Genomic DNA, 25,539 nt, shown 5'->3' on the forward strand with positions numbered 1-25,539 from the left:
GATGAATAAGAAACTCAAAGTCGCGATCATCGGTCCGGGCAATATCGGCACTGACCTGATGATCAAGGTGCAACGCAACGCCCGCTACCTGGAAATGGGCGTAATGGTAGGCATCGATCCGGCCTCCGACGGCCTCGCCCGTGCCCAACGCATGGGCGTGGCGACTACCCATCAAGGCGTCGAAGGGCTGATCAAGCTGGCGGAATTCGCCGACATCGACTTCGTCTTTGACGCCACCTCGGCCAGCGCCCATATGCAGAACGAGGCGCTGCTGCGCCAGGCCAAGCCGGGCATCCGCCTGATCGATCTGACCCCGGCGGCAATCGGCGCGTACTGCGTGCCGGTGGTGAATCTGGAAGAGCACCTCGGCAAGCTCAACGTCAACATGGTCACCTGCGGCGGCCAGGCGACCATCCCGATGGTCGCCGCGGTCTCCCGCGTGGCCAAAGTCCATTACGCCGAGATCGTCGCCTCGATCAGCAGCAAGTCGGCCGGTCCGGGCACCCGCGCCAATATAGACGAGTTCACCGAGACCACGAGCAAAGCCATCGAAGTGATCGGCGGTGCGGCCAAGGGCAAGGCGATCATCATCATGAACCCGGCTGAGCCGCCGCTGATCATGCGCGACACCGTGTATGTGCTGTCCGCCGCCGCCGATGAGGCCGCCGTCGCGGCCTCGGTGGAGGAAATGGTTCAGGCGGTGCAGGCCTACGTGCCCGGCTATCGCCTGAAGCAGCAGGTGCAGTTCGACGTGATCCCCGAGTCCGCGCCGCTGAACATCCCCGGCCTCGGCCGGTTCAGCGGGTTGAAGACCTCGGTGTTCCTCGAAGTCGAAGGCGCCGCCCATTACCTGCCGGCCTACGCCGGCAACCTCGACATCATGACCTCCGCCGCGTTGGCCACTGCCGAGCGCATGGCCCAGTCGATGCTCAAGGCCTGAGGAGAATCGCCATGACCTTCAACCCCGGCAAGAAACTCTATATCTCCGACGTCACCCTGCGCGACGGCAGCCACGCGATCCGCCACCAGTACTCGCTGCAGAACGTGCAGGACATCGCCCGCGCCCTGGACCAGGCCAAGGTCGACTCCATCGAAGTGGCCCACGGCGACGGCCTGCAAGGCTCCAGCTTCAACTACGGCTTCGGCGCGCACACCGACCTGGAGTGGATCGAGGCGGTCAACGATGTGATCAGCCACGCCAAAATCGCCACCCTGCTGCTGCCCGGTATCGGCACGGTGCACGACCTCAAGGCGGCCTACAACGCCGGCGCGCGGGTGGTCCGCGTGGCCACCCACTGCACCGAGGCGGATGTCTCTAAGCAACACATCGAATACGCCCGCGAGCTGGGCATGGACACCGTCGGCTTTTTGATGATGAGCCATATGATCGCCCCCGAGCATCTGGCCAAGCAGGCCAAGCTGATGGAGAACTATGGCGCGACCTGCATCTACGTGGTCGATTCCGGTGGTGCGCTGAGCATGCAGGACGTGCGCGAGCGCTTCCGCGCGGTCAAGGCCGTGCTCAAGCCGGAAACCCAGACCGGCATGCACGCCCACCACAATCTGTCCCTTGGCGTGGCCAACTCCATTGTCGCGGTGGAGGAGGGGTGCGACCGCATCGACGCCAGTCTCGCCGGCATGGGCGCCGGTGCCGGCAACGCGCCGCTGGAGGTGTTTATCGCCGCCGCCGAACGTCTCGGCTGGGAGCACGGCACCGACCTCTACACCCTGATGGACGCCGCCGACGACATCGTCCGGCCGTTGCAGGACCGCCCGGTGCGGGTCGACCGCGAAACCCTGGCCCTCGGCTATGCCGGGGTCTACTCCAGCTTCCTCCGCCATTCCGAAGTGGCCGCGCAGAAATACGGCCTCAAGGCCGTGGACATCCTCGTCGAACTGGGCAAACGGCGCATGGTCGGTGGCCAGGAAGACATGATCGTCGACGTCGCCCTCGACCTATTGGCCGCCCGTAAGGAGCGCAACTGATGAACCGTACGCTGACCCGCGAACAGGTGCTGGCCCTGGCCGAGCACATCGAAAACGCCGAGCTGCATGCGCATGACATCAGCAAGGTGACCAACGATTACCCGGACATGACCTTCGCCGACGCCTACGACGTGCAGTGGGAAATCCGCCGGCGCAAGGAGGCCCGCGGCAACAAGATCGTCGGCCTGAAGATGGGCCTGACCTCCTGGGCGAAGATGGCGCAGATGGGCGTGGAAACGCCGATCTACGGCTTCCTCGCCGACTACTTCAGCGTCGCCGACGGCGGCGTGGTGGATTGCGCCAAACTGATCCACCCGAAGATCGAGGCGGAGATCAGCTTCGTCACCAAGGCCCCGCTGCACGGCCCGGGCTGCCATATCGGCCAGGTGCTGGCGGCCACCGACTTCGTCGTGCCGACGGTGGAAGTGATCGATTCGCGCTACGAGAACTTCAAGTTTGACCTGATCAGCGTGGTCGCCGATAACGCCTCCTCGACCCGTTTCATTACCGGCGGGCAGATGGCCGATGTGGCCGACGTGGACCTGCGCACCCTAGGCGTGGTGATGGAGAAGAACGGCGAAGTGGTGGAACTCGGTGCCGGTGCCGCTGTGCTTGGCCATCCTGCTTCCAGCGTGGCGATGCTGGCCAACTTGCTGGCCGAACGCGGCGAGCATATCCCGGCGGGCAGTTTCATCATGACCGGCGGCATCACCGCGGCGGTGCCGGTGGCGCCGGGCGACAACATCACCGTGCGTTACCAGGGCCTTGGCTCGGTCAGCGCGCGTTTCATCTGATTCGAAGAGAGGGCCGACCATGCCGCTGTTGCAGGTAACGATTGTCGAAGGCCGCTCGGCCGAACTGAAAGAACGCCTAATCCACGATCTCACGGCGACTGTCGTCGAGACGTTGGTGGTGAAGCCCGAAGCGGTTCGGGTGCTGCTCCAGGAACTGCCCAAGACCCATTGGGGCACGGCAGGGCAATCAATGGCACAACGCGATAAGGATAAGAAATGAGCGTGGAGAATCCGGAAATCGGCCTGCGTATCGACGCGGGCGGCATCGACACCAACTACCACGATGCCGGCCAGGGCAGCGCTACGCCGTTGCTGCTGCTGCACGGCTCCGGCCCCGGCGTTACCGCCTGGGCCAACTGGCGGCTGAATATCCCGCTGCTGGCCGAGGGCCGCCGCGTGGTCGCGCCGGACATGGTCGGCTTCGGCTACACCGAGCGCCCCGAGGGCATCCGCTACAACCTGGACACCTGGGTCAAGCACGCCATCGACTTCCTCGACGCCCTCGGCATCGAGCAGGCCGATGTGGTCGGCAATTCCTACGGCGGAGCCCTGGCGCTGGCCATGGCGATTCGTCATCCGCAGCGCGTGCGGCGCCTGGTGCTGATGGGCGCCGCCGGTGTCGACTTCGAGCTGACCCAGGGCCTGGACGATGTCTGGGGCTACGCGCCGTCGGTCGAAGGCATGCGCCACCTGATGGACAGCTTCGCCTACAACAAGGCGCTGATCAGTGACGAACTGGCTGAGCTGCGTTACCGCGCCAGCATCCGCCCCGGCTACCAGGAGGCGTTCGCGCAGATGTTCCCGGCCCCGCGCCAGCGCTGGGTCGATGCCCTGGCGAGCGCGGAGGCTGACATCCGCGCGCTGGACAAGGAGACCCTGATCATCCATGGCCGCGAAGACCGCATCGTGCCGCCGGTGACCTCGAATACGCTGTTCGAGCTGATTGAGCGTGCGCAACTGCACATGTTCGGCCGCTGCGGGCACTGGACTCAGATCGAGCACGCTGCGCGCTTCAACAAGCTGGTGACGGATTTCCTCAACGAATAGCGCCACGCGGCACCGCCGCTGGAAACCCACGCCGCAGCGACGGCGGCTAAGACCTGTAGTGATGAGGCCACAACAATGACAACGTTGATTGCATCCAGTCGTGACTATGGCGCGTTGGTCAAAGAAGACCGCGTGCATAGCTCCATCTTTACCGATGAGCAGATTTTCCAGGACGAGATGGAACGTATCTTCCATCGCACCTGGCTGTTCGCCCTGCATGAGAGCGAGATTCCCAAATTCGGCGATTTCAAGCGCATCCAGTTGGGCCGTTTTCCGGTCATCGCCACGCGTGACGAAAACGGCGAGGTGCAACTGCTGATCAACCGCTGCCGCCACCGTGGCGCCCAGGTCTGCGAAGCGCCACGCGGCAACGCCAAACGCTTCCAGTGTTGGTACCACGGCTGGACCTACGACACCAAGGGCGACTTGGTCGGGGTCACCGGGCCAGAAGCCTACGACAAGAATTTCTCCAGCGAACAGCATGCCTTGCCCAAGGTGCCGCGTGTCGGCAGCTACCGCGGCTTCGTCTTCGCCAGCCTGGCCGAGGAGGGCATGAGCTTCGACGAGTATCTGGGCTCGACCAAGCAGTTCTTCGACATCATGATCGACTCTTCGCCGGTCGGCGAAATCGAGATAAAGCCGGGCGTGGTCAACAAGACCATGTACCGCGGCAACTGGAAACAGATCGGCATGGACGGCTACCACCCGCACTACGTGCACATGTCGGTGTTCAAGATCTTCAGCAAGCGCGAAAGCACCATCGGCTCCGCCGTGGGCGCGTTGCACCTGGAAGACCCCTTTGCCGACGTCTCGCAGAGCCGTACCCGCGGCTTCGCCAACGGCCACGCCTGCCTGGACTTTCGCGAGCAGCGCCGTTCCCATGCGGCGATGGCGATCGACGATCTGCAGCGCAGCGAAGACGGCCGTCAGTACGTGGCGGACATGGTGGCCAATTACGGCCAAGAGCGCGCCGAGGAATTGCTGGCCTGGCACGGCGACCCGCATCTGGGGTTGTTCCCCAACCTGCAACTCATTCATGACCATGTGCGCGTTGTGATTCCGATTAGCCCGGGCGAAACCGAAGTGTTGATGTATCCGGTGTTTCTCAAGGGCGTGGCGCCGAGTATCAACGAGAAGCGCCTGCGCGCCCACGAGGCCTTCTATGGTCCGGCCGCTGCTGGTTCGCCGGACGATGCCGAGATTTTCGAACGTACCCAGCGCGGCTTGCTGGCCGATTCCGAGCCTTGGGTGCTGCTGGCCCGCGGCCTCAACCGCGAGCAAGTCGACGAGGACGGCAGCGTAACGGCCTGTATCAGTGACGAGACCACCCAACGGGCGCAAATGCAGGAATGGAAGCGCCTGATGACTGCTCGCTGAGGCGGCCGGTTACATCCGAAGCGGAGAGAAATCGATGGCGAAGCAAATTGTAAACGCGGCCCCGGCGGCCATGGTCGGCGGTATCTTGGACATTGAGACGCAACTGCGCCTCGAACGTTTTCTGGCCTACGAAGCGGCCTTGATGGACGAGCACGAGTACGACCGCTGGATGGCCCTGTGGTCCGGTGACGACATCCTCTATTGGGTGCCGTGCAATCACGACGATCAGGACCCGAGCACCGGCATTGCGATCATCTACGACAATCGCGCCAACTTGAGCGAACGCATGATGCGCTTGAAGGACAAGACTGCCCACGCCTATCGGCCGCAGGCCAAGCTGGTTCGCACCATCTCCGGGGTGGTGCCACTCAGGAGCGAGGGCGACGAGTTGGAGGTCGCCTCCAGTTTCGTGCTCGGCGAGATTCGCGTCGGCGTCCAGAACATCTGGTTCGGCAAGTGTGTGTATCGGCTGCAGAGCACTCCCGAGGGGTTCCGCATCCGCAGCAAGAAAGTGATGTTGTTGAACAACGACGAGGCAATGCCGAACCTGACCTTCTTGGTCTGATCGGCGGGTGGGCAGCGCCGGTATCGACGTGGCGGCCAGCTTTTTAGCGGCTTCTAAGGAGGCAAAGTGCAGCAGCTTAGAAGTTCTGGAGCACGCAAAGCTCCGCGGTAGATGGCGTTGCTGGCGCTGAGTTCAGCATCACCGGACTCGGCACTACTCAATAAGGGAGGACCTTAGTCAGGGTTTGAGCTGCAAGAAACACGACGATTAAACATAAGTACAAGAACGATTGGAGATTTAGTCATGTTGAATGCCTTGGTGCGGCTCGGCTGCACGATAAATCGCAGAATTCTGGGAACGGCGCTGCTGACCATTGCGGCCAACGCCACCATGGCCGTCGCGGCCACGCCCCAGGTCAAGGAAGGGCCGGTCAACGTCACCATCGCGGGTTATTCCTCGGGTGGTCAGGTGTCGGTCTTTGGCGAAGGGGTAATCGACGCGGTACGTCGCAACTATCCCAACTCCAGCATCATCTATGAGCCGGGCAATCCGGCCGGCGGCCTCGAATACCTGCGTACCGGGCGTCGCCCGTTCGCCCTCGAGAGCATCGTCGAACCGCGCATGGCCTATAAAGGCCGCGCGCCGTTCCGCGATGCCTACCCGGAGGGCAGCATCACCGGTGTGCTGAATGGCGCGCCGGATGTCTTCGCGCTTACGGTCTATGCACGCAAGCAGTTTCTCGACCAGCACGGCATCACCAGCTTCGACGATCTGATCAAGAAAGAAATCCCCATGCGCGTATCGGTGAACCAGCCAGGCAACCTCTGGGCACGCGAGCATGTTCGTGCGCTGTTGTCCTACTACGGCAAGACCATAAAGGACATCGAAAGCTGGGGCGGCACCTTGGTGCCGCAACCCACCGGCGCGTCCAACGACCTGATGCGCGACGGCCGTCTGGACGTGGTCATCACCGGCGGCGCAACGCCGGCGGGGGCTATTGTCGAACTGGGCAGCGTGCAGGACATCGCCTTCATTCCGCTTTCCAAGGAACTTGCCGAGCACGTGGCCAAGGAGCTGGGCGGGAAGGTCGGCGTCATTCCCGGAGGCGTCTATGCCTTCCAAAAGGAAGACCTGTACGTGCCCTTCACCAGCTTCATCATCGTCGCCGGTCCGGAAGCGACCTTCGACGACGCTTACAAGTTGGCGAAGGCCGTGTACGAACAAATGGAGCGCTACCGCTCCCTGCATCCGGCACTGTCACTGGCCACCCGCGAGCGTCTGCCGGATGTCGGCAGTTTGAAGTTGCATCCCGGCGCGGAGGCGTTCTACCGCGAAGTTGGTTTGGTCGAGTAACTGCCGTTACAGGAGCGGCCGCCTTGCAGCGGGCAATATTTCTCCTGACTTAAGCCGTGTCAGCCGTATTGATGCCTTGTAGGAGTAGACCGAAACGCTAGCCGGTCTTTCCGAAGGAAGCCAGCTGGCTGGGAAGCTGAAATGAGATGACGTTTCAATAATAAAGATAATAGGAACAGATCATGAGCACTAATACACCCCATAAAGGCACCAGCATCCTTTGTCCGCGTTCCACCACAGCACTTGCCTTCAGTTGCTTGTTGGTGGCAGGGACCATTCAAGCAGCGCCAGTTAATCAGCAAGAGCTCGCTGATCGAGTCCAGGCGCTTGAGGAGGCGTTGAAGGCGGTCAAGGCGGAAGCCGAGGGCCTGAAAGCAAGCATTAAGCCTGGCCCGCATTCTGTCAAAATCGAAGAACGTGGTGGCCGCATGCAACTAGCCACCGAGGATGGAAATTTCACCTTCCGGATTGGCGGTCGTCTTCTGTTGGATACGGCCTGGTATGACGCCGACGAGTCTCCCATGGGCAGCGGTACTGCGCTCCGGGATGCTCGTCTGGAAGTCAGCGGGACCATGTATAGGGACTGGTCTTATGTATTCCAGTACGACTTCACCGGCGACGGCGAGGGCGGTGTCAAAGATGCAAAAATCGGTTATCACGGGCTTAAACCGGCAGGTAAGGAGCTGAATTTGCTCCTTGGCAACCAGTTCCAGCCTTTCGGTTTGGAAAGCCAGCAAAGCAGCAAGTATAAGTTGTTCATGGAGCTTACTCCACCGACCACTTTGCTTGGCGCCGGGGCTCGGCGTGTGGGAATACGCGAGGATTTGATTGGCTCTAACTGGCGCTGGAGCTTTGCCGTAGCTCAGAACCCGCTTGGTAGTCGAGCCACTGATGCAAACCGCAATGACGCAGTGGACGTAGCTACCCAGTTCAACATCAATCCCATTCAGGAAAAGGGGCATGTCCTGAGTCTCGGTGCTTCCTTGCGCCATCAGTCCTCAAATGGCTCTGATACACAACGCCTGCGCGCTCGCGCGCAAAGCGATATCAGCGCATTTCGCCCGGTCGATACGGGGGAATTCATCTCGGACGGTTTTACGGCCGTGGGCGTGCATGGCCTATATCAAAATGGCCCTTTCGAACTTTGGTCTGAATACTTGCAGCAAAAATACGACGCCATCAATGGCGGTGTTGCCAATGGAGAGAAGCCAATGTTTACAGGGGGCTATGTGATGGCCGGTTATATGCTGACCGGTGAGGCGCGAGCTTATGACTCTAACAACAATGTATTTGGTGCGACTACTCCTGCAAAAAGTCTCAGCCAAGGCGGTATTGGCGCATGGCAGCTGGCGGCGGGCTACAGCACGCTAGACCTGAGCGACGGCGGTATTGATGGAGGCGAAATGGATATGCTGATGTTGGGTATAAATTGGTTCCCGCAGCAACGCCTGCGCTTCTCCATGGAATACGGCAACGTCGTAAGTCTCGACGGTGGGCCTTATGACGGCGATAAACCAAGCTTTGTACAAGCTCGCGCTCAGCTTGAATTCTAATAAACCGGACAGTCAGTCGGTCTGTTAATCCGGTTGGCCTGTAATTTATTCTGGCTAGCCGGTTATTTAAAAAGGCGATTCGACTGATTAGCCGAAAGTAAACAGAGAGGCGTCCCCATGCAATACATCAAAAGGACATTTTGGCTAATGTTCCAAATGGGCAACAAACTGCCCTTGGATCGCAATAAATACGCCTTTTTTGCCTTGTTGGCAGTGCCGCTGACTATCTTCGAGGTCTGGTATGCGCTTGCCGGCGAGTTCGGTCGGCTGGAACTCGCCATTGTTTTTGTCGTGCCGATGTACGTGATCTCGTTTCTGGCGATTAGTTACGCGCCGGACGTTCATCGCAGCACCCTTGGTGATTACATCCTGTCCAGCTTGAGCCTCATTGGAGGCCTCTACCTGATCTCGCAGATGGGCCGCTATCACGACTGGATCAGCGGGCTGAGCGAGTTCCTGCTCTTGGATCTGGCCGTGGCGGGGCTGTATTTGCTCCTCACGCTGGAATTGCTGCGCCGTTGTGTCGGAGCAGGCATCTCCGTGGTGGTCTGGCTGGTGATCGCCTACTGCCTGTTCGGGCATTACCTGCCGGGTTTTTTCGGCCATCGCAACCTAGAGTGGAGTTACCTGCTTGAGGGTCTGGTGGTCTCGCCGCAGGACGGCGGCCTGTTCTCAGCGCCAGTGCAGATAGCGGCGGTCTACGCCTTCCTATTCGTCACCTTCGGCAAGCTTCTCGAGAAAAGTGGCGGTGGCGAGTTCTTCTTCAACCTGGCCGCGTTAATCGCCGGGCGTTCCGCCGGCGGTTCGGCCAAGGTGGCGGTCACCTCCAGCGGCCTGTTCGGCATGATCTCCGGCAGCCCGGCTGCCGACGTGATGACCACAGGCCCAATCACCATCCCGATGATGAAACGTTCGGGCTTCACCGGGCGCTACGCTGCTGCGGTGGAGGCGGTCGCCGCGACTGGCGGTGCCCTGCTGCCCCCGGTGATGGGCGCGGTGGTGTTCCTCATGGTGGAGTTCACCGGTATCGCCTATGGTGAGATCTGTGCCGCCATCCTGGCCTCCGCGTTGCTCTACTACGCGGCCATCTACACCCAGGTGCATTGCTACTCGTGCCGCCGCAACGTTGGCAAGATCGACGGCAGCCTTGTGCCGACGCTGTGGACAGTGATCCGTACCGGCTGGGTCTTCGTGGTGCCGATGGGCATTCTCGTCTACTACATGCTTGATGGGCATACCCCGGCGTTGGCGGCGACGGCGGGCCTGTTGGCGGTGATCGTAGCGAGCTGGAGCATGGCCAAGACGCGCATCGGCCCGCGCCGCTTCATCGAGGCCTGCGTCGAGGTCTGTACTGCCCTGGCGCCGCTGATCGCCGCGGTGGCGGGTGCCGGTATCCTGCTGCTGGGCCTAAACATCACAGGTCTTGCGTCGAAACTGGCCGCGCTGATTTTTGGCATCGCTCAGCTCAACCTTTTCCTCGCGCTGTTGCTGGCCGCCGTGGTGACCATCGTTTGCGGGCTGGGCATGCCGGTCGTGGCGGTGTACTCGTTGGTGGCGGTGATGGTGGCTCCGGCGTTGGTCGATGCGGGCCTGACCGTGATGCAGGCTCACCTGTTCCTCATTTTCTATGCGGTTGCCTCGTATATCACCCCACCTGTCGCGGTGTCGGCATATGTCGCCAGCACCATCGCCGACGAGCGCCCGATGGCAGTTTCCTTGACTGCTGTGAAAGTAGGCATGGTGGCTTTCCTACTGCCATTCGCCTTCGTCTACAACCCGGGTCTGCTGCTGATTGGAGGATGGGAAACGGCGTTGCTCGACATTACTAAGGTGACCGTGGGCGTGCTGATTATCGCCTCCGCAGCTGAGGGCTGGTACCACGGCATGCTGAGCCGCTGGGCTCGCGTCGCCATGATCGCCGCTGGGCTGCTGTCGATGTCGGCCTGGGACATCGTCGGTGTGGCGGGGTTGCTCATCGTCGGCGGTTATCTGTTGTCCAGACGTTTCTTTCCGCGCCTGCACCAACGCGTGAGGGCAACGCATGACGGGCTGGCCAAGACGCCGATAAACACAACGAGTGGAGACTAAGCCATGATCAATCTGCACGATATCTGCTACCTGCGACTCGGCTGCCGCGATCTGGATGAAATGGTGCGCTTCGCCACCGGTATACTGGGTCTGGAGCTGCGCGAAAGAACCGCGACCCATGCCTACCTGCGTGGCGACAGCAGCGCCTTCAACCTTTGCTACATCCAGGGCGACGCGTCTTATGACGCGTCGGCGTTCGAACTGCGCCACCTGGCGGAGCTGAAGACGGCCGAGAGCGAGCTGGCCACACAAGGTATCGAGGTCAACTGGGGTACTCCGGCCGAATGCGAAGAGCGCCGGGTCGAGGCCTTCGTTGCCTTTACCGATCCCAACGACAACCGCATCGAGCTGGTCTATCGGCCACACCAGACCGGCGTGCGCTACTTTCCCGCGCGCGATGCCGGGATCACCGAGTTCGGTCATTTCGGTCTGCACAGCCGCAATATCGAGCGCGACCTGCTTTTCTGGACTTCGGTGCTCAGCGCCCGGATCAGCGACAGGATCGGCGATGGCGCGTTGCTGCGCATCGACGAGGTGCACCACAAGATCGCCTTGTTCCCCTCGGACAAGATCGGCGTGCAGCACGTCAACTTCCAGGTCGCGAGCATCGATGACGTGATGCGCTCTTGGTACTTCCTGCAGGAGCGTGGCGTACCTATCGCCTTCGGGCCGGGTCGGCACCCGACCTCGACGGCGATGTTCATCTACTTCCTCGGCCCGGACGGGCGCGTCTACGAATATTCCTCGGGTGTGAAGCGAATCACCGACGAGGCCTCGTACACGCCGCGCCAGTTCGAGATGAAGCCGTCTTCGTTCTGTATGTGGGGCGCCAAGCCCAACGTTGAGGAATTCAGCGAATAAACGGGTTGGCCGCGTAGCGGGCCGATCACGATCGAGTTGCAAACGGATGGGATTATGAGCGAACAAGGTTGCAGACGATTTTTAGGAAAGGTTGCCCTGGTGACGGGCGCAGGGCAGGGCATCGGGCTGGCGACGGCGTGGCGTCTGGCTCGCGAGGGTGCGCAGGTGGTGCTGGCGGACAAGTCCGCCGCGCCGACCCATGAGGCCGCCGAGGCCATGCGTGCGGAGGGCCTGGAGGTGGCGGTGGCGATCGCCGATCTGGCGACCTACGCCGGGGCGCAAAGCGTGATGGCCGAAACCGAGTCGGCCTTCGGGCGTATCGACGTGCTGGTCAACAACGTCGGCGGGACCATCTGGAAGAAGCCGTTCTGGCATTACAGCGAAGACGAGATCAAGGCCGAGGTCGAGCGCTCCTTCTGGCCGCCCCTGTGGTGCTGCCGTGCGGTGGTGCCCTACATGCAGGCGCGGGGCGGCGCCATAGTCAACGTCGGCTCCAACGCGACCATGGGGATTTTCCGCATTCCCTATTCCGCGTCGAAAGGCGGCGTGGTCGGGCTGACCACGGCGCTGGCGGTCGAGCTGGCGGACTTCAATATCCGCGTCAACTGCGTCGCACCGGGCAACACGGCGGTCAAGGAACGGCCGACGCCGCGCCTGGAGCGCGCGTTGAGCGACCAGGAAAAGCAGTGGAACCAGCAGTTCTACGATTACGTCACCAAGGAGGGATTGTTCGATCGACCCGCTTCCATCGAGGAGCAGGCCGCGGTGATCGTTTTCCTGGCCTCCGACGATGCTTCTTATATGACCGGCGAAATCCTGGATACCGGCAAGCGGGGCATGCGTATCTCGTCCGTGGCGCGCTGACAGTATCGTTGCGATTGCAGGTACGGCGTTTCACGCCGTGCCCGGGCCTGATCGTGTTCAGCATGGGCCTGGCTGCCTGGGTTGTGCCGTTAAGTCGGTGGCTTGGCGAACAAGGCCGTGGCCATAACGCAGAACCCTATCGGACAACCGAGTGCCGCCGCATGTACAGGAGTGAATGAAGTATGACCGATGTGTCTGGAGCGCTGCCTATTGGCATGGCCTTGCTTTCGGCTTTGATGTTTGCGCTCACCTTCGTTTTTGTGCGGGTCGGGGTAAAGAGCGCGTCGACGACGACTGCGTTGTGGCTGACGTTATTCGTCAACGTGGTTTTTCTCTGGGGCTGGAGTCTGCTGGTCTACGGCTGGCAGTTCGAGCAATGGTGGGAGTGGCGCTACTTCTTCCTCTCCGGGGTGTTCGCGCCTTTGCTGGGCCGGCTCTTTCAATTCCAGGGAATGGCCAAACTCGGAGCGAATATCACCACACCGCTGACCTTGACTCATCCGGTGATCTCCGTGGTGCTGGCGATCCTGTTCCTCGGCGAAGAGGTGACCAACCTGGGCTTGCTGGGCGCCTTGATGGTGGTGCTGGGCAGCGTGGTGGTCGGTGCGCAGGGCGGGCAGAACCCGACCCGCAGTCTGCAGAACGTGTCGCGTATCTATCTGCTGCTGCCGCTGGTGGCTTCGTTGTCCTACGGTATATCCATTGTTTTTCGCAAGATCGGGATCGACATCGGTTCGGATGCGGTGACCGCCGCGGCGGTCACCTGCACCTCTTCCTGGTTCTTCTCCACGCTGTACGTGCTGTTCACCGGTGCGGTTGGCGAAATCCGCTGCAGTCGGCGCGAGCTCGGTTTCTTCGTGCTCGCCGGGATCTTTTCCAGTCTCGGGCCGGTGCTGCTGTATGCGGCGCTGCAATTCGAGGGTCTGGTGGTCATCGCACCGCTGGCCGCCACCACGCCACTGTTCGTCCTGCTGGTGTCGTACGTGTTCATCCGCGCGGACGAAATCTTCACGCCTCAAGTCATCGCCGGAACCGTCGCCACCGTTGCGGGGGTGATTCTGGTGACGACCTATGGGCTGGCATAAGTTCTGAGAAAGGAGCCGCTATGGACCTTGTAATCAATATGTCCCACTTCTACGTCTGCGACGCGGATGTGTTGGGCAATAGCGAAATCCATCAGGTGACCCCGCCCGGTCTCGGCCCGGTGGCTGTGTACCGGGTCGCCGATGCGTTCTACGCCACCGACGACATCTGCTCCCACGGCCAGGCGCTGCTTTCCGAAGGCGAAGTCGATGAGGACTGCGTGGTGGAATGCCCCTGGCATGGCGGCACCTTCGATGTGCGCACCGGCGAGGCGCTGTCGTTTCCCTGCGTGCTGCCCATCAAGGTGTATCCGGTCACGGTCGAAAGCGGCAAGGTCTATCTCGACCTCTCCGCCGGCGCAATCAAGGCCTAGGCCGCGAGGAGAAACACATGATCGATATGCACACCCATGTTGTCCCGGCCGATTTTCCCGCCTACCCGGGCCGGGGAAAAAACCATGGCTGGCCCTGCATGCACTGCGGCGAGGGCCATCACCGCACGGTGATGATCGGCGACAAGCCGTTCCGCGAAGTATCCGCCAACGCCTGGGACAGCAACCGGCGCCTGGAGGAAATGGCCGCCGAGGGCGTCGAGCGCCAGGTACTGTCGCCGATGCCGGAGCTGCTGTCCTACTGGTTCGGCCTCGACGATGCCCTGGCCTTCGGCCGCTATATCAACGGCACCATCGCCGAGATGGTCGCCGCAGCTCCACAGCGTTTCTACGGCCTGGGCATGGTGCCGCTGCAGGACCCGGAACGGGCCGCGCGCGAAGTGCGCAGCCTCAAGCACGAATACGCTCTGGTCGGGGTCGAGGTGGGCTCGAACATCAACGGCATCGCCATGGGTGACCGCCGTTTCGATCCGTTCTTCGCCGCCCTGCAGGAAGAGGACATGTGCCTGTTTGTGCATGCCCTGCACCCGACCAAGGAGCGGCTCTACGGGCCACCGTTGATCGAAGCGCTGGTCGGCTTCCCCAACGAGAACGGCTTGGGCATCGCCGCCTTCATTGCCAACGGCGTGCTCGACCGCTTCCCGCGCCTGCGCATTGCCTTCAGCCATGGCGGCGGCTCCTTCCCGATGATCCTGCCGCGCCTGCAGCACGGCTGGGAAATTAGCAAGCCGCTGCGCGAGGCGATCCCCTCTTCGCCGCAGGAAGTGGCGCGGCAGTTCTGGTACGACACCCTAGTCTACAGCGAGCCGGCGCTGACCTACCTGATGCAGGTCTACGGCACGAGCCAGTTGATGATTGGCACCGACTATCCCTTCGTCATTCGTGACAGTCATCCTGGCCGTCGGCTGGAGGGGCTGGGGCTCAGCGCGGCCGACCGTGAAGCCTTGCAGACGACCAACTGTCTGCGTTTTCTGGGCCTGTAACGCGGCGTTCAACCCATAAATCCAAGAGAGGCCGTTATGCCTATCGTACAGATCCACAACAGCGACGCGTCTTTCGAACAAACCGAGACGCATGACTCTATTTTGCGTGCCGGGCTCGCGGCCGGACTCGGCCTTTCCTATGAGTGCAACTCGGGTGGTTGCGGCAGTTGCAAATTCGAACTGATTGAGGGCGAGGTCGAGGAGCTCTGGCCGGATGCGCCGGGACTGTCCGCCCGCGATCTGAAGAAGGGACGCAAGCTGGCTTGCCAGTGCCGCGCGAAAAGTGATCTGGTGATCAGCATGCGCACCGACGAAAGCTTCCGCCCGAGCATACTGCCGCAGCGCTTCCAGGCCACTCTGGAAAGCCGCCGCGAATTGACCCCGGATATCACCGAGTTCCGCTTCCACGGCCCCGCCCCCGCGCGTTTCCTGCCGGGGCAGTACGCCATGCTCAGCCTCGGCGATGCTCCCGGTCCGCGGGCCTACTCGATGAGCAACCTCGCCAATGCCGAGGGCATATGGGAGTTCTGGATCCGCAAAAAGCCCGGCGGGCGGGTAACCGAGTCGCTGTTCGCCCTGCTTGAGCCGGGCGACCAAGTCACGCTGCAAGGGCCTTACGGCTTGGCTTTCCTACAAACCGCAGTGCCTCGCGATGTGCTCTGCATCGCCGGCGGCTCGGGTATCTCGCCGGTGTTGTCGATTGCCCGCGGCATGCTCAGCGATCCGGCGATGGCCGGACGCAAACTGCATTTCTTCTTCGGTGGCCGCACGCCCGCCGACATCTGCGGCCTGGCAGAGCTGCAAGCGCTGCCCGGCTTTGCCGAGCGGGTCCGCTTCCATGCAGCCATCTCCGAACCCTCGCCAGGCGATGGCTGGGAGGGGGCGGTCGGCTTTATCCATGAAGCCTTGGAGCAGACGTTGGCAGGTACGTTGGCCGATTACGAATGCTACTTGGCGGGGCCTCCGCCCATGGTGCAGGCAACCACCAAAATGTTGCTGCTCGACCAAGGGGTGCCGGCCGAACAGGTGCATTTCGACCGCTTTTTCTAGGAAGTATTGGCGTTTCTTTGCGGCTGCGGTGGAGGTACGACATGCACGCGATAACGGCACAAGCGCTGCAGCGTCTAGCTCAACTGAGCGGCGAGGCGCCGCACTTGGATGCCGGGCCGGAGAAGGTGGCGGCAGTGCTGATTGCGCTGCTCGCCGCCGAGCCTGAATGCCCGGTGGTATTCACCCAACGGGCCAACGGTATGCGCCGGCATGCGGGGGAAATCAGCCTGCCGGGTGGCCTTCTCGAAGCGGTGGACCAGGGGTCGGTGATACGCGCCGCATTGCGTGAGGCGCAAGAGGAAGTCGGCTTGCCACCAGCGGCAGTGCAGGTACCGCTGGTGCTACCGCTCTGCCGCAACAGCCGTGGCGTTGTGATCTATCCCGTGGTGGGCATCATTACGCGTCCGCTGCGCTGGCGACTGCAGGCCAAGGAGGTGGCCGAGGTGATCAAAGTGCCCTTGAGCCATTTCCTCCAGGCCGACCATTATCGCCAGGAGCGCAGGGTCTACGACGGCGAGGAAAAACACAGTCTGGTGCTGGACTGCGGCACCGAGCAGATATGGGGACTGACCGCGCGCATCATGAACAACCTGCGGCTACACCTGCATCCCGACGATTAGCGGAGTCGTCATCGGTGCCATCTCAGGGCCGGGCGGCCAGCTTCTCGCCAATCAGCAAGGCCTGTTCGCGTAGTGCCTGGGCAACTTCCTCGACCTTCGCCTGGTCTAGGCGGGTGGTTGGCGCCGACAGGGAAATCGCTGCCTTGAGCTGGTTGCTGCGCCCGATGATCGGCACCGCCACGCAACGCAAGCCTATCTCCACTTCTTCATCGTCGATCGCATAGCCTCGCTCTCGGGTCAGTTGTAACTCCTCAAGTAGCGCGGTCGGCTCGGTGGTCGTCTTTTCCGTGAGTGGCTGAAAGGATTGGCGGGCGATGCAGCGCTGCAACTCGGCTTCGTCAAGCGTCGACATCAGGGCCTTGCCCAGGCCGGTGCAATAGGCCGGCAAGCGCTTGCCGATGTGCGTGATCAGCGTGAGGCTGCGCGAGACCTCGCCCTTAGCCACATAGCAAACCATGTCGTTGTCGAGGATAGCGGCATGGATGGTCTCGCCAAAGCGCTCGGCCAGGCTTTCGACATGGGGCATGGAGATGCTGTTCATCACATCGATGATCGACACCTTTCCGCCGAGATCGGCCAGCAGGAACCCCAGTTCGAAGGATCCATTCGGCGTCTTCACTACGGCCCCCACCGATTGCAGGGTGATCAGGAAGCGATGGGCGGTGGCGACATTCATATCGAGGCGCCGGGTAAGTTGCGAGAGGCTTAGTTTTTCCCCGGCATACTCGAAGGCATTCAATATTCGAAACGCTTTTATGACGGATAAATTAACTGGCGTGGCCATGGATTACCTGGGGCTAGTTTCGATGCTTGCTTAGCCAATCTGGGTGGCAGGGTCGGTATCTTAAATTATAACGACCTGCCGCGCGTCGATGAGGGGCAGAACCTACTGATTGCTTGGCTTACCAGTCGCGGGCTGAGTGGGGCAATGACTTAAGGTTGATAACGCGATTGTCACGATTGGGCGCGCTCAGAAGGGCGTGATCCGGGCCCAGTTGCGTCGCCAAGACTGGCCGATTGACAAGTAGTGATCGTCCCACTTGGCCTCGAACTCTCCGCGGCGCAGTTCGGCCTCGTCTGCCGTGGCAGACTAGTAAATCCTCCTCAGGTCAGCCGCCACCTTTGCGCGACGTTTCTAGGACACGTAATGCAGGCTCACTTCCGGGCCATCAGCCGGTAGAGGGGTATCAGTTGCGACGTACCGTCAGAATATGCGCTCCAGCTCGATCAGGCGCGCGATCATCTGCTCGTCCCGCTCGATACGGTGGATCCCCAGCGTCTGGCCGCCGAGCAGCACGGCGACATCCGCCGCCTGTTGCCGGTGACGGCGAGCTGGTGCATCGGTTGCAGCGTCACATACTCCGGCACGCCTTCCTTCCAAAGGCGTGCGCCGTTTATGCCGGCGGTCTTGCATTCGAGGATCTGCACATCGTCGGCCTCGATCACCTCTCGGTCGATGTTGGCCAGCATCCAGGGCAACTCCGGATCGGGATGCTGCAGCACGGCGTTGATGCGCCGCACCTTGTTCTTGGTGCGCTTGCTGTAATGCCAGACCACAATGGGTTCGAGCACGTTGCCCCAGTACATCGCGCTATCTTCGTCGTCGGGATCGGTTTTCGGCAGCTCGGTGTCCCGTCCGGTCTTCTCTAGCCAAAGTTCCAGCTGCGACTTGTACGGGTTGAGGCCAACCGCAGCTCCTGCGTCGGAGCTACCGATGCCTTGTTTACGTATGGCGAGCCAATCCTCACGCGGCAGCTCCTTGGTGCTGACCAGGCGCAGGGCAGGACGGGGCTTCGGGGTACAGCTATCCAATGAGGTTGCTTTCATCGTGTTCACCTTGCAGGCATAAACACGCCCGATCAGCACAAGGCTGACCGGGCGTGGCGATTGACGAGAAGAGTTAAGCGGCGAGGCGCAAGGCTGCATCAAGGGCGCGTTGCTTGATCTGCGCACCTTGACCAAACCACGCCGAGTCCATGCGGTACTCATTGCTACGGGCGCGGCGCTCGTGATCGACGTACTCGGTCACCGCATTGAGCAAGCCCCAGGCGGTGCCGCGTGCCGATTCGAGCTGGCTGCCCCGGCCACGGCCTTCATACAGCTCCTGGACCTTGCGCAGGGCGCGTTCGTTGGGCAATTGTTCCGGTAGTTGATTGCTCGGATTTACCTCACACAACACCGACATGAAATATCCAAGAGCCTCATGCCACTGGACCTTGCGCTCAGCGAGATGGCGCATGCGGTACATGAACTCGTCCCAACCGGAGACGGCTATGCCGAGTTGCTTCTTCACTGCCTTCGGATCGAATCGTGTGTTATGCGGCACCTTAATCGCACGAGATGTGCCGTCCAGGGCAATGGTCAGGGTGTTGTTGCACACCACCCGAACGGTGGTGGGTGTTGCCGTGGTTGCCAGGGTGCCGTCGCAGGACGTGGCCAGCAGCAGGTAGCCGTTGACCTGGTCATTGCCCTTCAGGGCAGCGCCTTGTCCGGTACGCGCTAACGCCCATAATTTGCGACCGCCCTTTAGTACCCCCGCAGTCTCCAGCTCGTAGCCGGAGACCTCAGTAAGATCACGGTAGAACTCCAGCACCTCACGCGGCTGCACGGTGTGGTAGCGCTGTGAGACCACCGACAGTGGTACTTTGGTGTCGGAGCGGTACAGCACCTTTTGTTCCGGGAATGAATGGATGGAGCCTAGGTGACCGGCCAGCTCTGCTTTGAAGTGCACCGGGCTTTCTTGGATCGCCCAGTCCATCCCGGCTTCGCGTTGCCAAACTTCGATCGGTTGTTTCTGAGTGAGTTGATTGCCTAGGCCATGCCACGGGGCCGCGCCCGCGTAGGCCATTGTTTCGACGAGATGAGCCATGGTTGTAATTCCTTTAGGTGCAAGCCGGCATAAAGCGCCACGCAGAGCGCAGCACCGTCCAGACGTAATAGATAGAAGGGGAAGGACCTAATCAGGTTGGGAGGTTGAAGCGGTGGCCGCAGAGCAGGCAGAGGTTGTGGGCCAGAACATGGCGATCGAGTGACTCGCCCAGTTGGGCGCCGAGCGCACAGCCGCCGACGCCGCCGGCCAGGCCACCGAGAATGGCACCTGACACTGAACCGAGGGTGATGCCTACAGGCCCGGCGATAGCGCCAATGAGCGCACCCGCTTGGCCTCCAGCCAGCGCAGCACTGACGCCGCGCGCAGCACCACCCACGGTGCCGATGGCCGCGCCGACTTTCATGGCGTGATGGAAAGAAGCGACTTTGGGGGAATGACAGCGAGGGCACTGCAATGACATGGGGCTAACCTCCTTGATGATGTAGTCAGGGAGGTTATGTGTGGCCGAAAAAATAACGAATGGAATTTTCATGCAGGGTGGACGCCCCCTACGGCCGCTACTTTTGCTACAGCGGTAGCAGCTTTAGCAGGTAGCGGAGGGCTGTTGGTTAGAAAAAATGCTGTGGTTCGTCACTCTCGAAATCTCAGCCATGTCAAGGCAATCGCTAAAAATAATATCTGTTTAGCGGTTTGGCTGTTTCTATTTCACCTACCAGATACCGTTGAGGCGTCTGAGGGAGGGCCTTATGCAAATAGATAGTTTTGAGGATGAACTTCGCGTAATCCGCATTAATCGGCTTCAGGTCATGCTGGGGCTCAGTCGGTCGACTATATATGAGCGAATTAAACCAGGTTCAAAGTGGTTTGATTCGGATTTTCCTAAGCCGTTCAAGATCGGTAGTTTCGCAGTCGGATGGGATCTGCGGGAGATAAGAGCATTTATTGAATTGAAAAAACAGGAGGGACGTTGATGCATGGTGAGAGGCCGGCGCGGCAGCCGTCATGGAATAGGGCTTCACCGGCACCAAAGGAGGCATCAAATAAACATATTGCACCGGATACTGTTCCGGATTTACCGTTCGAAGTTTTTTCTGAGGCAGTTTATGAGGTGCAGAGAAACATAAAATCTCCAAGGGAACTGGCTGTTTGCTCTGCGTTGGCGATGATGTCATTGGCTTGTCAGGGTCTATATGACGTTAGGTCTCCTCTAGGTAATATTTACCCGTTGTCGCTTGCTATCATGGCGGTCGCCGGCTCTGGGAGTGGAAAGTCACCGACGCTTCGTGCGTTGTCCGCAAGTGTATTTAAATATCAAGAAGCGATCCTTGCGGAACGCGGTCTTGAGTTGACTAAGTATAAGTCTTTGCATGCTGTTTGGTTCGAGATTTTAAAAGCACATAAATCTAATTTAAGAAGGTGCGTGAAACGAGGTGAGGCCACGGAAGAAGTTGCTAGGCTGATCTGTGAGCATCAAGATAAAGAGCCAAGTCCACCATTGAACTTGTTGTTTCTCAATGATGATGTGACAGTCCAGGCTTTGTTTCAAGCTATGAATGGTGGTTTGTCGTCGGCAGGATGGATCTCCAGCGAAGCGTCAGGGATTCTGAAAGGAGGAGCATTTCAACATTTCGATAAAATTAATTCAGTCTGGAGTGGGGATGGTGTGCGGGTGGGGCGTGTTTCAAGTGAGTCCTATCAGGTGCTCGATGCAAGACTTGTCCTTTGCTTAATGATTCAGCCTAGTGTTTTTGAGTCATTCAACGAGATCAAGGGAGATGCTGCAAGAGGTACGGGTCTTACTTCTCGTTTTTTATTTTGCCGGCCTAAGTCCACTCAAGGTTCTAGAATTACTGACGGATCTGAAGAGCGATGGGACGCTTGCGAGAGGTTTGGAGATAGGGCAGTTGCTCTTCTGAAAGAGTATGTTGATGGTCGTCGTTTTGGCAAGTGTACTCGAAAAGCGATTCGATTGTCGGAACGTGCTAGTGAGATCTGGAACAATACGCGCAATCAGATAGAAAAAGAAATTTCGGAAGATGGGGCTTATGGGTGGGCGCCAGATCATGCGTCAAAGCTTGCTGAAAATATGATCAGATTGGCTGCTATATTTCATATATTTGAGGGTCGCGAGGGGGATGTTTCTGAGACGACGATGCGGGCGTCAATTGAGCTTGGTTATTGGTTTTCACGTCAGTTTAATAAAGTATTCAGCCCTGATACCATGCTAGAGAACGATGCCAGTGAGCTCCACGCTTGGATTAGGTCGAATTATGATAAAAAAGGTGAGCGGCGCGTTGATAGAACCTATATTAGACGTCATTGTCCAAATAGACTTAGAGATTCAGATAGGCTGGAGGAAATATACGAAAAGCTTGCCCGTGATGGGCTGATTCGCCTTGTGCAGGAAGGTAAAAAAGGAGTTGTGATTCTTAATTGAAATGGCTGAGGTTTTATGCGTGCGTACAATTCAGTTGCGGAAGTTGAGGGTGCAGGGGCTTATGTTGCACTGTCAAAGTTGCGAGCGATGTTGCGGTTTTCGCTAAGAAAATTTTGGCCAAAGGAATCGTTCCATCTTTTTAGAAAGCATGTTTCTCGATTTGTGGAAAAGCAGGGGATTGTTTCTGAGAGGGATATTTTGAAATGTTGGCTGAGGGAGGGTGATGCTCGTGGTACGGTAGAGTTGAAAGAGAGATTTTTCTATGCGGTTCTTTATTATGAGGCGGCGGTGTCGAGGCTTACGGAGGGGCGCCCTGAAGCTTCGGCAATACTTGCTATGAGATCTGCATTAGAGATTGGTAGATTCGATGGGATGCAGAATTTTATGTCTGTAGTGAATTTGGCTTATAATGGGAGGGTTTTGGGGGCTAAGGTTGGAAAAAAGATAAGAGAAGACATTTATGAGATGTTAGCTGAATTGTTAGTGTCTAGCCCTGCCAATCCGTGGCGTAGTTATGCTGAGGCCGCTAATACGCTTTCCAAGGCACTTTCAGAATATGTGGACAGGAATTGGATCTCATTAGACTTTGATGTTTACGAATTTATTGTTACGAGTATAGAGAAGAAAGGTAAGGTTCGAGATCACTATTTTCGACATGCGTTAAAGGGGCGAGATGTATCTTGTCCTAGTTGTGCTGAAGTATTTCGTGTTGAGCCCTAACTATCTGTAATGTAAAGTTGGATTCTGGATGCCGGCCCTGAGCCGGCATGAACGTATAGACGTATGGGGTTCGCCAAGCTTTGATAGCTTTGCGCGATCTTGTCTGTCTCCCTAAAGATTTAAAGTTTTCTCATCTCATGATTTAGAGGGGCATCTGCAATGTGTCACTCGGTGGGTTTTGCCGCCTTGAGGCGCCTTGCTTTGTGCGCTGATTGTATATTTCGAGGCGGCGACTTCTAGATAAACTTTATTTTCAGGTTGTTGGCGGAGGGGTTGTAAATATGCACCAGTCATTCATAAGTAAGCGCCTCTTATCCAGAAAGTCCGAGCGAGAGTATGCACCTTCAGTCTGATCACGCTCGTCATGTGCTAGCGCCATTTCACAGACCTCCCGTGGGTAATGGGTGCATTCACCGGCCCAATCACGAAATGAAGACCGAAACCCATGACGAGTGATGTGCTTATAACCCATGTCATGCAGTAGGGTTCGTATAGCGTTTGCGTGCATTACCCCTGTCTTGCCTTGGCCTGGGAAGAGAAAGGGACTTCCCTCATCTCGCGGGATCCTCTTCACCAGCTCTACGACTTCCTTGGCAAGCGGAATTACGAAAGCTACTCGCATCTTCATTCGCTCGTCTGGCAGGGACCAAGTTCCAGCCTCTAGATCAAACTCATCCCAACGAGCGAACCTAACCATGTGGGCGCGTGCGCTGGTCATGATCAGCAGTTGAGCAGCCCAGGACGGGGGAGTGGAGTTTGCCCTGAGCTTTATCATCAGTTCCGGCACTTCCTGCCAGCGCAATGCTTCAAAGTGCTCACGCTTCCGAGCTTTCCTCTTTTCAGAGCGGCTCAACAGATTGTCTAAGTGCCCGCGCCAGCGAGCAGGGTTCTCACCCTGTCGCAGATTGCGTGCCTTGGCCGCGTCCAGGATCTGTTCTATTTGCCCACGCACCTCGTCAGCGGTTCTAGTCTTGGTGGCCCAGATGGGTTGCAACACCTTAAGCACTTCGGGAGTGCCGATGTCTTCGGCTGACAGCTTGCCTATGTGATCAAACGCATACAGCTCTAGCTTTCGCAGCCATCCCTTACGCCATTTCTCCGACCACGCCGAGCCGTGCGCATCGCGGTATTCTGCTGCCAGAGTCTCGAACTTCATCTGCTTGGCTTCACTTGCACGCTGGGCTTCCCGTTGAGCGGCGCGCTCTATGTCCCTGGCTGATAGGGGATCAATGCCATCACTCAGTTGGCTGCGTTTAGCGCTGGCGTCTTGTCTCGCCTTCTTGAGACTCACCTCAGGGAATGAGCCCAGCCCCATCTCTCTACGACGGCCCGCCAGTTGGAAGCGAAGCAGCCAGGATTTACGCCCAGTAGGTTTGACGACCAAACGAAGCCCATCACCATCTTCATAGGTGCCGGGTTCGGTCAGGTTTTCGACTTGTTTCGGATTCAGCTTACCCATTAGATTTCCCCTGTCGCAGTTTTGTCCCCCCACCTGTCCCCCCACTTCATCGTCGGATGAGATCGAATGGCTTTGAACGCCATCGGACAGGTAAATGCTTAAAACCCCCGGAATAGCTACGCTATCAGGAAGATTATCGGATGGGATAGGATTATTTCGGACAATTAAAAAGCCGGCTTGTGGCCGGCTTCTCGGGGACTGCCTCAGCTTGTTTTTGACAAACCTCACCAGCCTTCAAATCGCTCAGCCCACATTGCGTCGGGCTGAATAGTAGGGGCATCCGCGGGAACTCCTCCGCTTCGCCGGCAGGGAATCAGCTAAAAGCGACCCCTGCCAAATGTGCGGCGCATGATACCCACATTCACTTCAGTTGCCCACCTCCGGTTCCGATTTAGAGCCTTCCCAGCCCAGCAGGTGTTCATCCAGGGGCACCGGTGGGCGGCGGTTGTTGAGGGTGGACCACCAGAATACCCAGCCGACGATTTTGAAGCTTTGCTCGAAGCGTTCCTCGTGGTTGAGGTATTCGTCCGGGTGTTCGCTGGCGTTGTGGCTGCGCATGCGCAGGCCACCGCCAGGGCGGTTGTAGAGGTATTTGATGCGCAGCATGCCGTCATGTTCGACGGCGTAGATTTCGCCATCGATGATTTGGGTGCGGCCTCGGTCGATGGCGAGGGTGGCGCCTTGTTGGATAATGTCGATCATGCTGTTGTCGACCATGTAGGCGCCTATGGCGCGGTCGGGGTTGACGTTGAGGGTTTCCAGGCTGTGCAGGGAGACGCGGATGCGTTCGGTTGAGGTGAAGGTGGGGTGGAGGGGGATCTCCACGTCGGTTTTTTCCGGGCGGCAGGCGGGGCCTGTGAGGTATTTGCCGGTGTCTTCGCGGGCGGTTGCAATCCTTGCGGTGGGGCCTTCCAGCAGGTAGTTGGCGGGCGGGTGTTTGGGGCCTTTGCCGTCGCTTAACCAGCGACTTGAGACGCACAGCAACTCTGCGATCTCGTTGAGTCGGCCCATGGGGACGCCGCGTTTGAACCAGTTGTTCACGTGCTGAGGCGTGACGCCGCGGTTCTTGGCGAAGTCGGAGGCGGAAAGATGAACTTCCCGTAGTAGCGCTTTTAAACGATCACCTGATGTATTCATAAACGCAGAGTTTACTGGCCGGAAAGTCTAATCAAATAAAACCATGCGTTGATTTGCAGTTGTAGGATTTGGCTTAGTTGTGGCGGGATCTTTCAGGTGTGCAAGTTAGTTAAACGCTGCAAATAAACATTGAACTTGATGTTTAATCCGGCCCATAAAAAAGCCCCGAATTAACGGGGCTTTTTATTTGCCGTGGCAATGAGGCGCGGGTATCAGCCTTTGTAGGCCGCAACCGACTTCATGATCTCGGCGCGGGCAGCGTCTGCGTTGCCCCAACCGTCGATCTTCACCCATTTGCCTTTTTCGAGGTCTTTGTAGTTCTCGAAGAAGTGCTTGATCTGTTCCAGCAGCAGTGGCGGCAGGTCGGTGTATTCCTTCACGTCCACGTACAGCTGGGACAG

26 protein-coding genes and 2 pseudogenes are annotated in these 25,539 nt (G+C 59.1%); 20 read left to right on the forward strand and 8 right to left on the reverse strand.

The window, feature by feature from the left end:
- Position 1: 1 nt before the first annotated feature.
- From GIW04_RS05115 to GIW04_RS05195, 17 genes are all read left to right on the forward strand, one after another.
- Positions 2-940 (forward strand): acetaldehyde dehydrogenase (acetylating), encoded by a 939-nt coding sequence (locus tag GIW04_RS05115; RefSeq protein ID WP_120248757.1) that lies wholly within the window; start codon positions 2-4, stop codon positions 938-940.
- 11 nt (positions 941-951) lie between these two features.
- Positions 952-1,986: a 4-hydroxy-2-oxovalerate aldolase gene (dmpG, locus tag GIW04_RS05120; protein WP_090337463.1), complete on the forward strand. Its 1,035-nt coding sequence runs from the start codon at positions 952-954 to the stop codon at positions 1,984-1,986.
- Positions 1,986-2,780, forward strand: a complete 795-nt coding sequence (dmpH, locus tag GIW04_RS05125) for a 2-oxo-3-hexenedioate decarboxylase (RefSeq protein ID WP_120248758.1) — start codon at positions 1,986-1,988, stop codon at positions 2,778-2,780. Before dmpG ends, dmpH begins: the two co-directional genes overlap by 1 nt.
- On the forward strand, positions 2,752-3,000 hold the full coding sequence (locus GIW04_RS05130; RefSeq protein ID WP_268939194.1) for a tautomerase family protein: 249 nt from the start codon (positions 2,752-2,754) through the stop codon (positions 2,998-3,000). The genes dmpH and GIW04_RS05130 overlap by 29 nt, the downstream gene beginning before the upstream one ends.
- Positions 2,997-3,827, forward strand: a complete 831-nt coding sequence (locus GIW04_RS05135; protein ID WP_120248759.1) for an alpha/beta fold hydrolase — start codon at positions 2,997-2,999, stop codon at positions 3,825-3,827. Before GIW04_RS05130 ends, GIW04_RS05135 begins: the two co-directional genes overlap by 4 nt.
- Positions 3,828-3,902: 75 nt before the next feature.
- Entirely contained in the window at positions 3,903-5,204 is a 1,302-nt protein-coding gene (locus GIW04_RS05140) for an aromatic ring-hydroxylating oxygenase subunit alpha (protein WP_120248760.1), read from the forward strand.
- A 34-nt stretch (positions 5,205-5,238) separates the two neighbouring features.
- Positions 5,239-5,769: an aromatic-ring-hydroxylating dioxygenase subunit beta gene (locus tag GIW04_RS05145; RefSeq protein WP_120248761.1), complete on the forward strand. Its 531-nt coding sequence runs from the start codon at positions 5,239-5,241 to the stop codon at positions 5,767-5,769.
- A gap of 243 nt (positions 5,770-6,012) precedes the next feature.
- Complete coding sequence (locus tag GIW04_RS05150) at positions 6,013-7,062, forward strand: TAXI family TRAP transporter solute-binding subunit (RefSeq protein WP_120248762.1); 1,050 nt, start codon at positions 6,013-6,015, stop codon at positions 7,060-7,062.
- Positions 7,063-7,244: 182 nt separating this feature from the next.
- On the forward strand, positions 7,245-8,615 hold the full coding sequence (locus GIW04_RS05155; RefSeq protein ID WP_120248763.1) for an OprO/OprP family phosphate-selective porin: 1,371 nt from the start codon (positions 7,245-7,247) through the stop codon (positions 8,613-8,615).
- Between the two features lie 117 nt (positions 8,616-8,732).
- Positions 8,733-10,703: a TRAP transporter permease gene (locus tag GIW04_RS05160; RefSeq protein WP_120248764.1), complete on the forward strand. Its 1,971-nt coding sequence runs from the start codon at positions 8,733-8,735 to the stop codon at positions 10,701-10,703.
- A gap of 3 nt (positions 10,704-10,706) precedes the next feature.
- Positions 10,707-11,564: a VOC family protein gene (locus GIW04_RS05165; RefSeq protein ID WP_120248765.1), complete on the forward strand. Its 858-nt coding sequence runs from the start codon at positions 10,707-10,709 to the stop codon at positions 11,562-11,564.
- Positions 11,565-11,618: 54 nt separating this feature from the next.
- Positions 11,619-12,428: a 1,6-dihydroxycyclohexa-2,4-diene-1-carboxylate dehydrogenase gene (locus tag GIW04_RS05170; protein ID WP_120248766.1), complete on the forward strand. Its 810-nt coding sequence runs from the start codon at positions 11,619-11,621 to the stop codon at positions 12,426-12,428.
- Positions 12,429-12,610: 182 nt separating this feature from the next.
- Positions 12,611-13,513: a DMT family transporter gene (locus tag GIW04_RS05175; protein WP_120248767.1), complete on the forward strand. Its 903-nt coding sequence runs from the start codon at positions 12,611-12,613 to the stop codon at positions 13,511-13,513.
- Between the two features lie 20 nt (positions 13,514-13,533).
- The gene (locus GIW04_RS05180) at positions 13,534-13,884 is read left to right on the forward strand and encodes a non-heme iron oxygenase ferredoxin subunit (RefSeq protein WP_120248768.1); all 351 of its coding nucleotides are present in this window, start codon (positions 13,534-13,536) and stop codon (positions 13,882-13,884) included.
- A 17-nt stretch (positions 13,885-13,901) separates the two neighbouring features.
- Positions 13,902-14,885, forward strand: a complete 984-nt coding sequence (locus GIW04_RS05185; protein WP_120248769.1) for an amidohydrolase family protein — start codon at positions 13,902-13,904, stop codon at positions 14,883-14,885.
- Between the two features lie 36 nt (positions 14,886-14,921).
- Positions 14,922-15,935, forward strand: a complete 1,014-nt coding sequence (locus GIW04_RS05190; RefSeq protein ID WP_120248770.1) for a 2Fe-2S iron-sulfur cluster-binding protein — start codon at positions 14,922-14,924, stop codon at positions 15,933-15,935.
- 41 nt (positions 15,936-15,976) lie between these two features.
- Positions 15,977-16,555 carry an NUDIX hydrolase gene (locus GIW04_RS05195; protein WP_120248771.1) on the forward strand — a complete coding sequence of 193 codons (579 nt, stop codon included), beginning with the start codon at positions 15,977-15,979 and terminating at the stop codon, positions 16,553-16,555.
- Positions 16,556-16,577: 22 nt separating this feature from the next.
- On the opposite strand, the gene GIW04_RS05200 is transcribed toward GIW04_RS05195, so the two are convergent.
- The 5 genes and pseudogenes from GIW04_RS05200 to GIW04_RS05215 all read right to left on the reverse strand — a co-directional run bounded on the left by GIW04_RS05200 (position 16,578) and on the right by GIW04_RS05215 (position 19,845).
- A complete protein-coding gene (locus GIW04_RS05200; protein WP_120248772.1) occupies positions 16,578-17,339 on the reverse strand; it encodes an IclR family transcriptional regulator in 762 nt (253 codons plus the stop codon).
- Positions 17,340-17,528: 189 nt separating this feature from the next.
- Positions 17,529-17,711, reverse strand: a pseudogene (locus GIW04_RS31435) (transposase); the annotation flags it as partial.
- A gap of 51 nt (positions 17,712-17,762) precedes the next feature.
- Positions 17,763-18,382: pseudogene (locus GIW04_RS05205) on the reverse strand (YqaJ viral recombinase family nuclease); the annotation flags it as partial.
- Between the two features lie 73 nt (positions 18,383-18,455).
- Entirely contained in the window at positions 18,456-19,424 is a 969-nt protein-coding gene (locus GIW04_RS05210; RefSeq protein ID WP_120248773.1) for a DUF932 domain-containing protein, read from the reverse strand.
- Between the two features lie 91 nt (positions 19,425-19,515).
- Complete coding sequence (locus tag GIW04_RS05215; RefSeq protein WP_054882005.1) at positions 19,516-19,845, reverse strand: hypothetical protein; 330 nt, start codon at positions 19,843-19,845, stop codon at positions 19,516-19,518.
- A gap of 286 nt (positions 19,846-20,131) precedes the next feature.
- Here GIW04_RS05215 and GIW04_RS05220 point away from each other — a divergent pair, with 286 nt between their 5' ends.
- The 3 genes from GIW04_RS05220 to GIW04_RS05230 are packed head-to-tail and all read left to right on the forward strand — an operon-like array spanning position 20,132 to position 22,542.
- Positions 20,132-20,356 carry a helix-turn-helix transcriptional regulator gene (locus GIW04_RS05220; RefSeq protein ID WP_017131382.1) on the forward strand — a complete coding sequence of 75 codons (225 nt, stop codon included), beginning with the start codon at positions 20,132-20,134 and terminating at the stop codon, positions 20,354-20,356.
- The gene (locus tag GIW04_RS05225) at positions 20,356-21,822 is read left to right on the forward strand and encodes a YfjI family protein (protein ID WP_120248774.1); all 1,467 of its coding nucleotides are present in this window, start codon (positions 20,356-20,358) and stop codon (positions 21,820-21,822) included. Before GIW04_RS05220 ends, GIW04_RS05225 begins: the two co-directional genes overlap by 1 nt.
- 15 nt (positions 21,823-21,837) lie before the next feature.
- Positions 21,838-22,542: a hypothetical protein gene (locus GIW04_RS05230; protein ID WP_120248775.1), complete on the forward strand. Its 705-nt coding sequence runs from the start codon at positions 21,838-21,840 to the stop codon at positions 22,540-22,542.
- Positions 22,543-22,795: 253 nt separating this feature from the next.
- Here GIW04_RS05230 and GIW04_RS05235 read toward each other — a convergent pair whose 3' ends face one another.
- The 3 genes from GIW04_RS05235 to GIW04_RS05245 all read right to left on the reverse strand — a co-directional run.
- Positions 22,796-24,001, reverse strand: a complete 1,206-nt coding sequence (locus tag GIW04_RS05235; RefSeq protein ID WP_120248776.1) for a tyrosine-type recombinase/integrase — start codon at positions 23,999-24,001, stop codon at positions 22,796-22,798.
- A 366-nt stretch (positions 24,002-24,367) separates the two neighbouring features.
- The gene (locus tag GIW04_RS05240) at positions 24,368-25,138 is read right to left on the reverse strand and encodes a LexA family transcriptional regulator (protein ID WP_003194525.1); all 771 of its coding nucleotides are present in this window, start codon (positions 25,136-25,138) and stop codon (positions 24,368-24,370) included.
- 212 nt (positions 25,139-25,350) lie between these two features.
- A partial coding sequence (locus GIW04_RS05245) for an inorganic diphosphatase (protein WP_236478942.1) occupies positions 25,351-25,539 on the reverse strand: 189 nt, incomplete at its 5' end.

Origin of the sequence: Pseudomonas sp. PA-4-8C (assembly GCF_021606625.1) — a bacterium.
In the GTDB taxonomy this organism is placed as follows: Bacteria; Pseudomonadota; Gammaproteobacteria; order Pseudomonadales; family Pseudomonadaceae; genus Aquipseudomonas; species Aquipseudomonas lactis.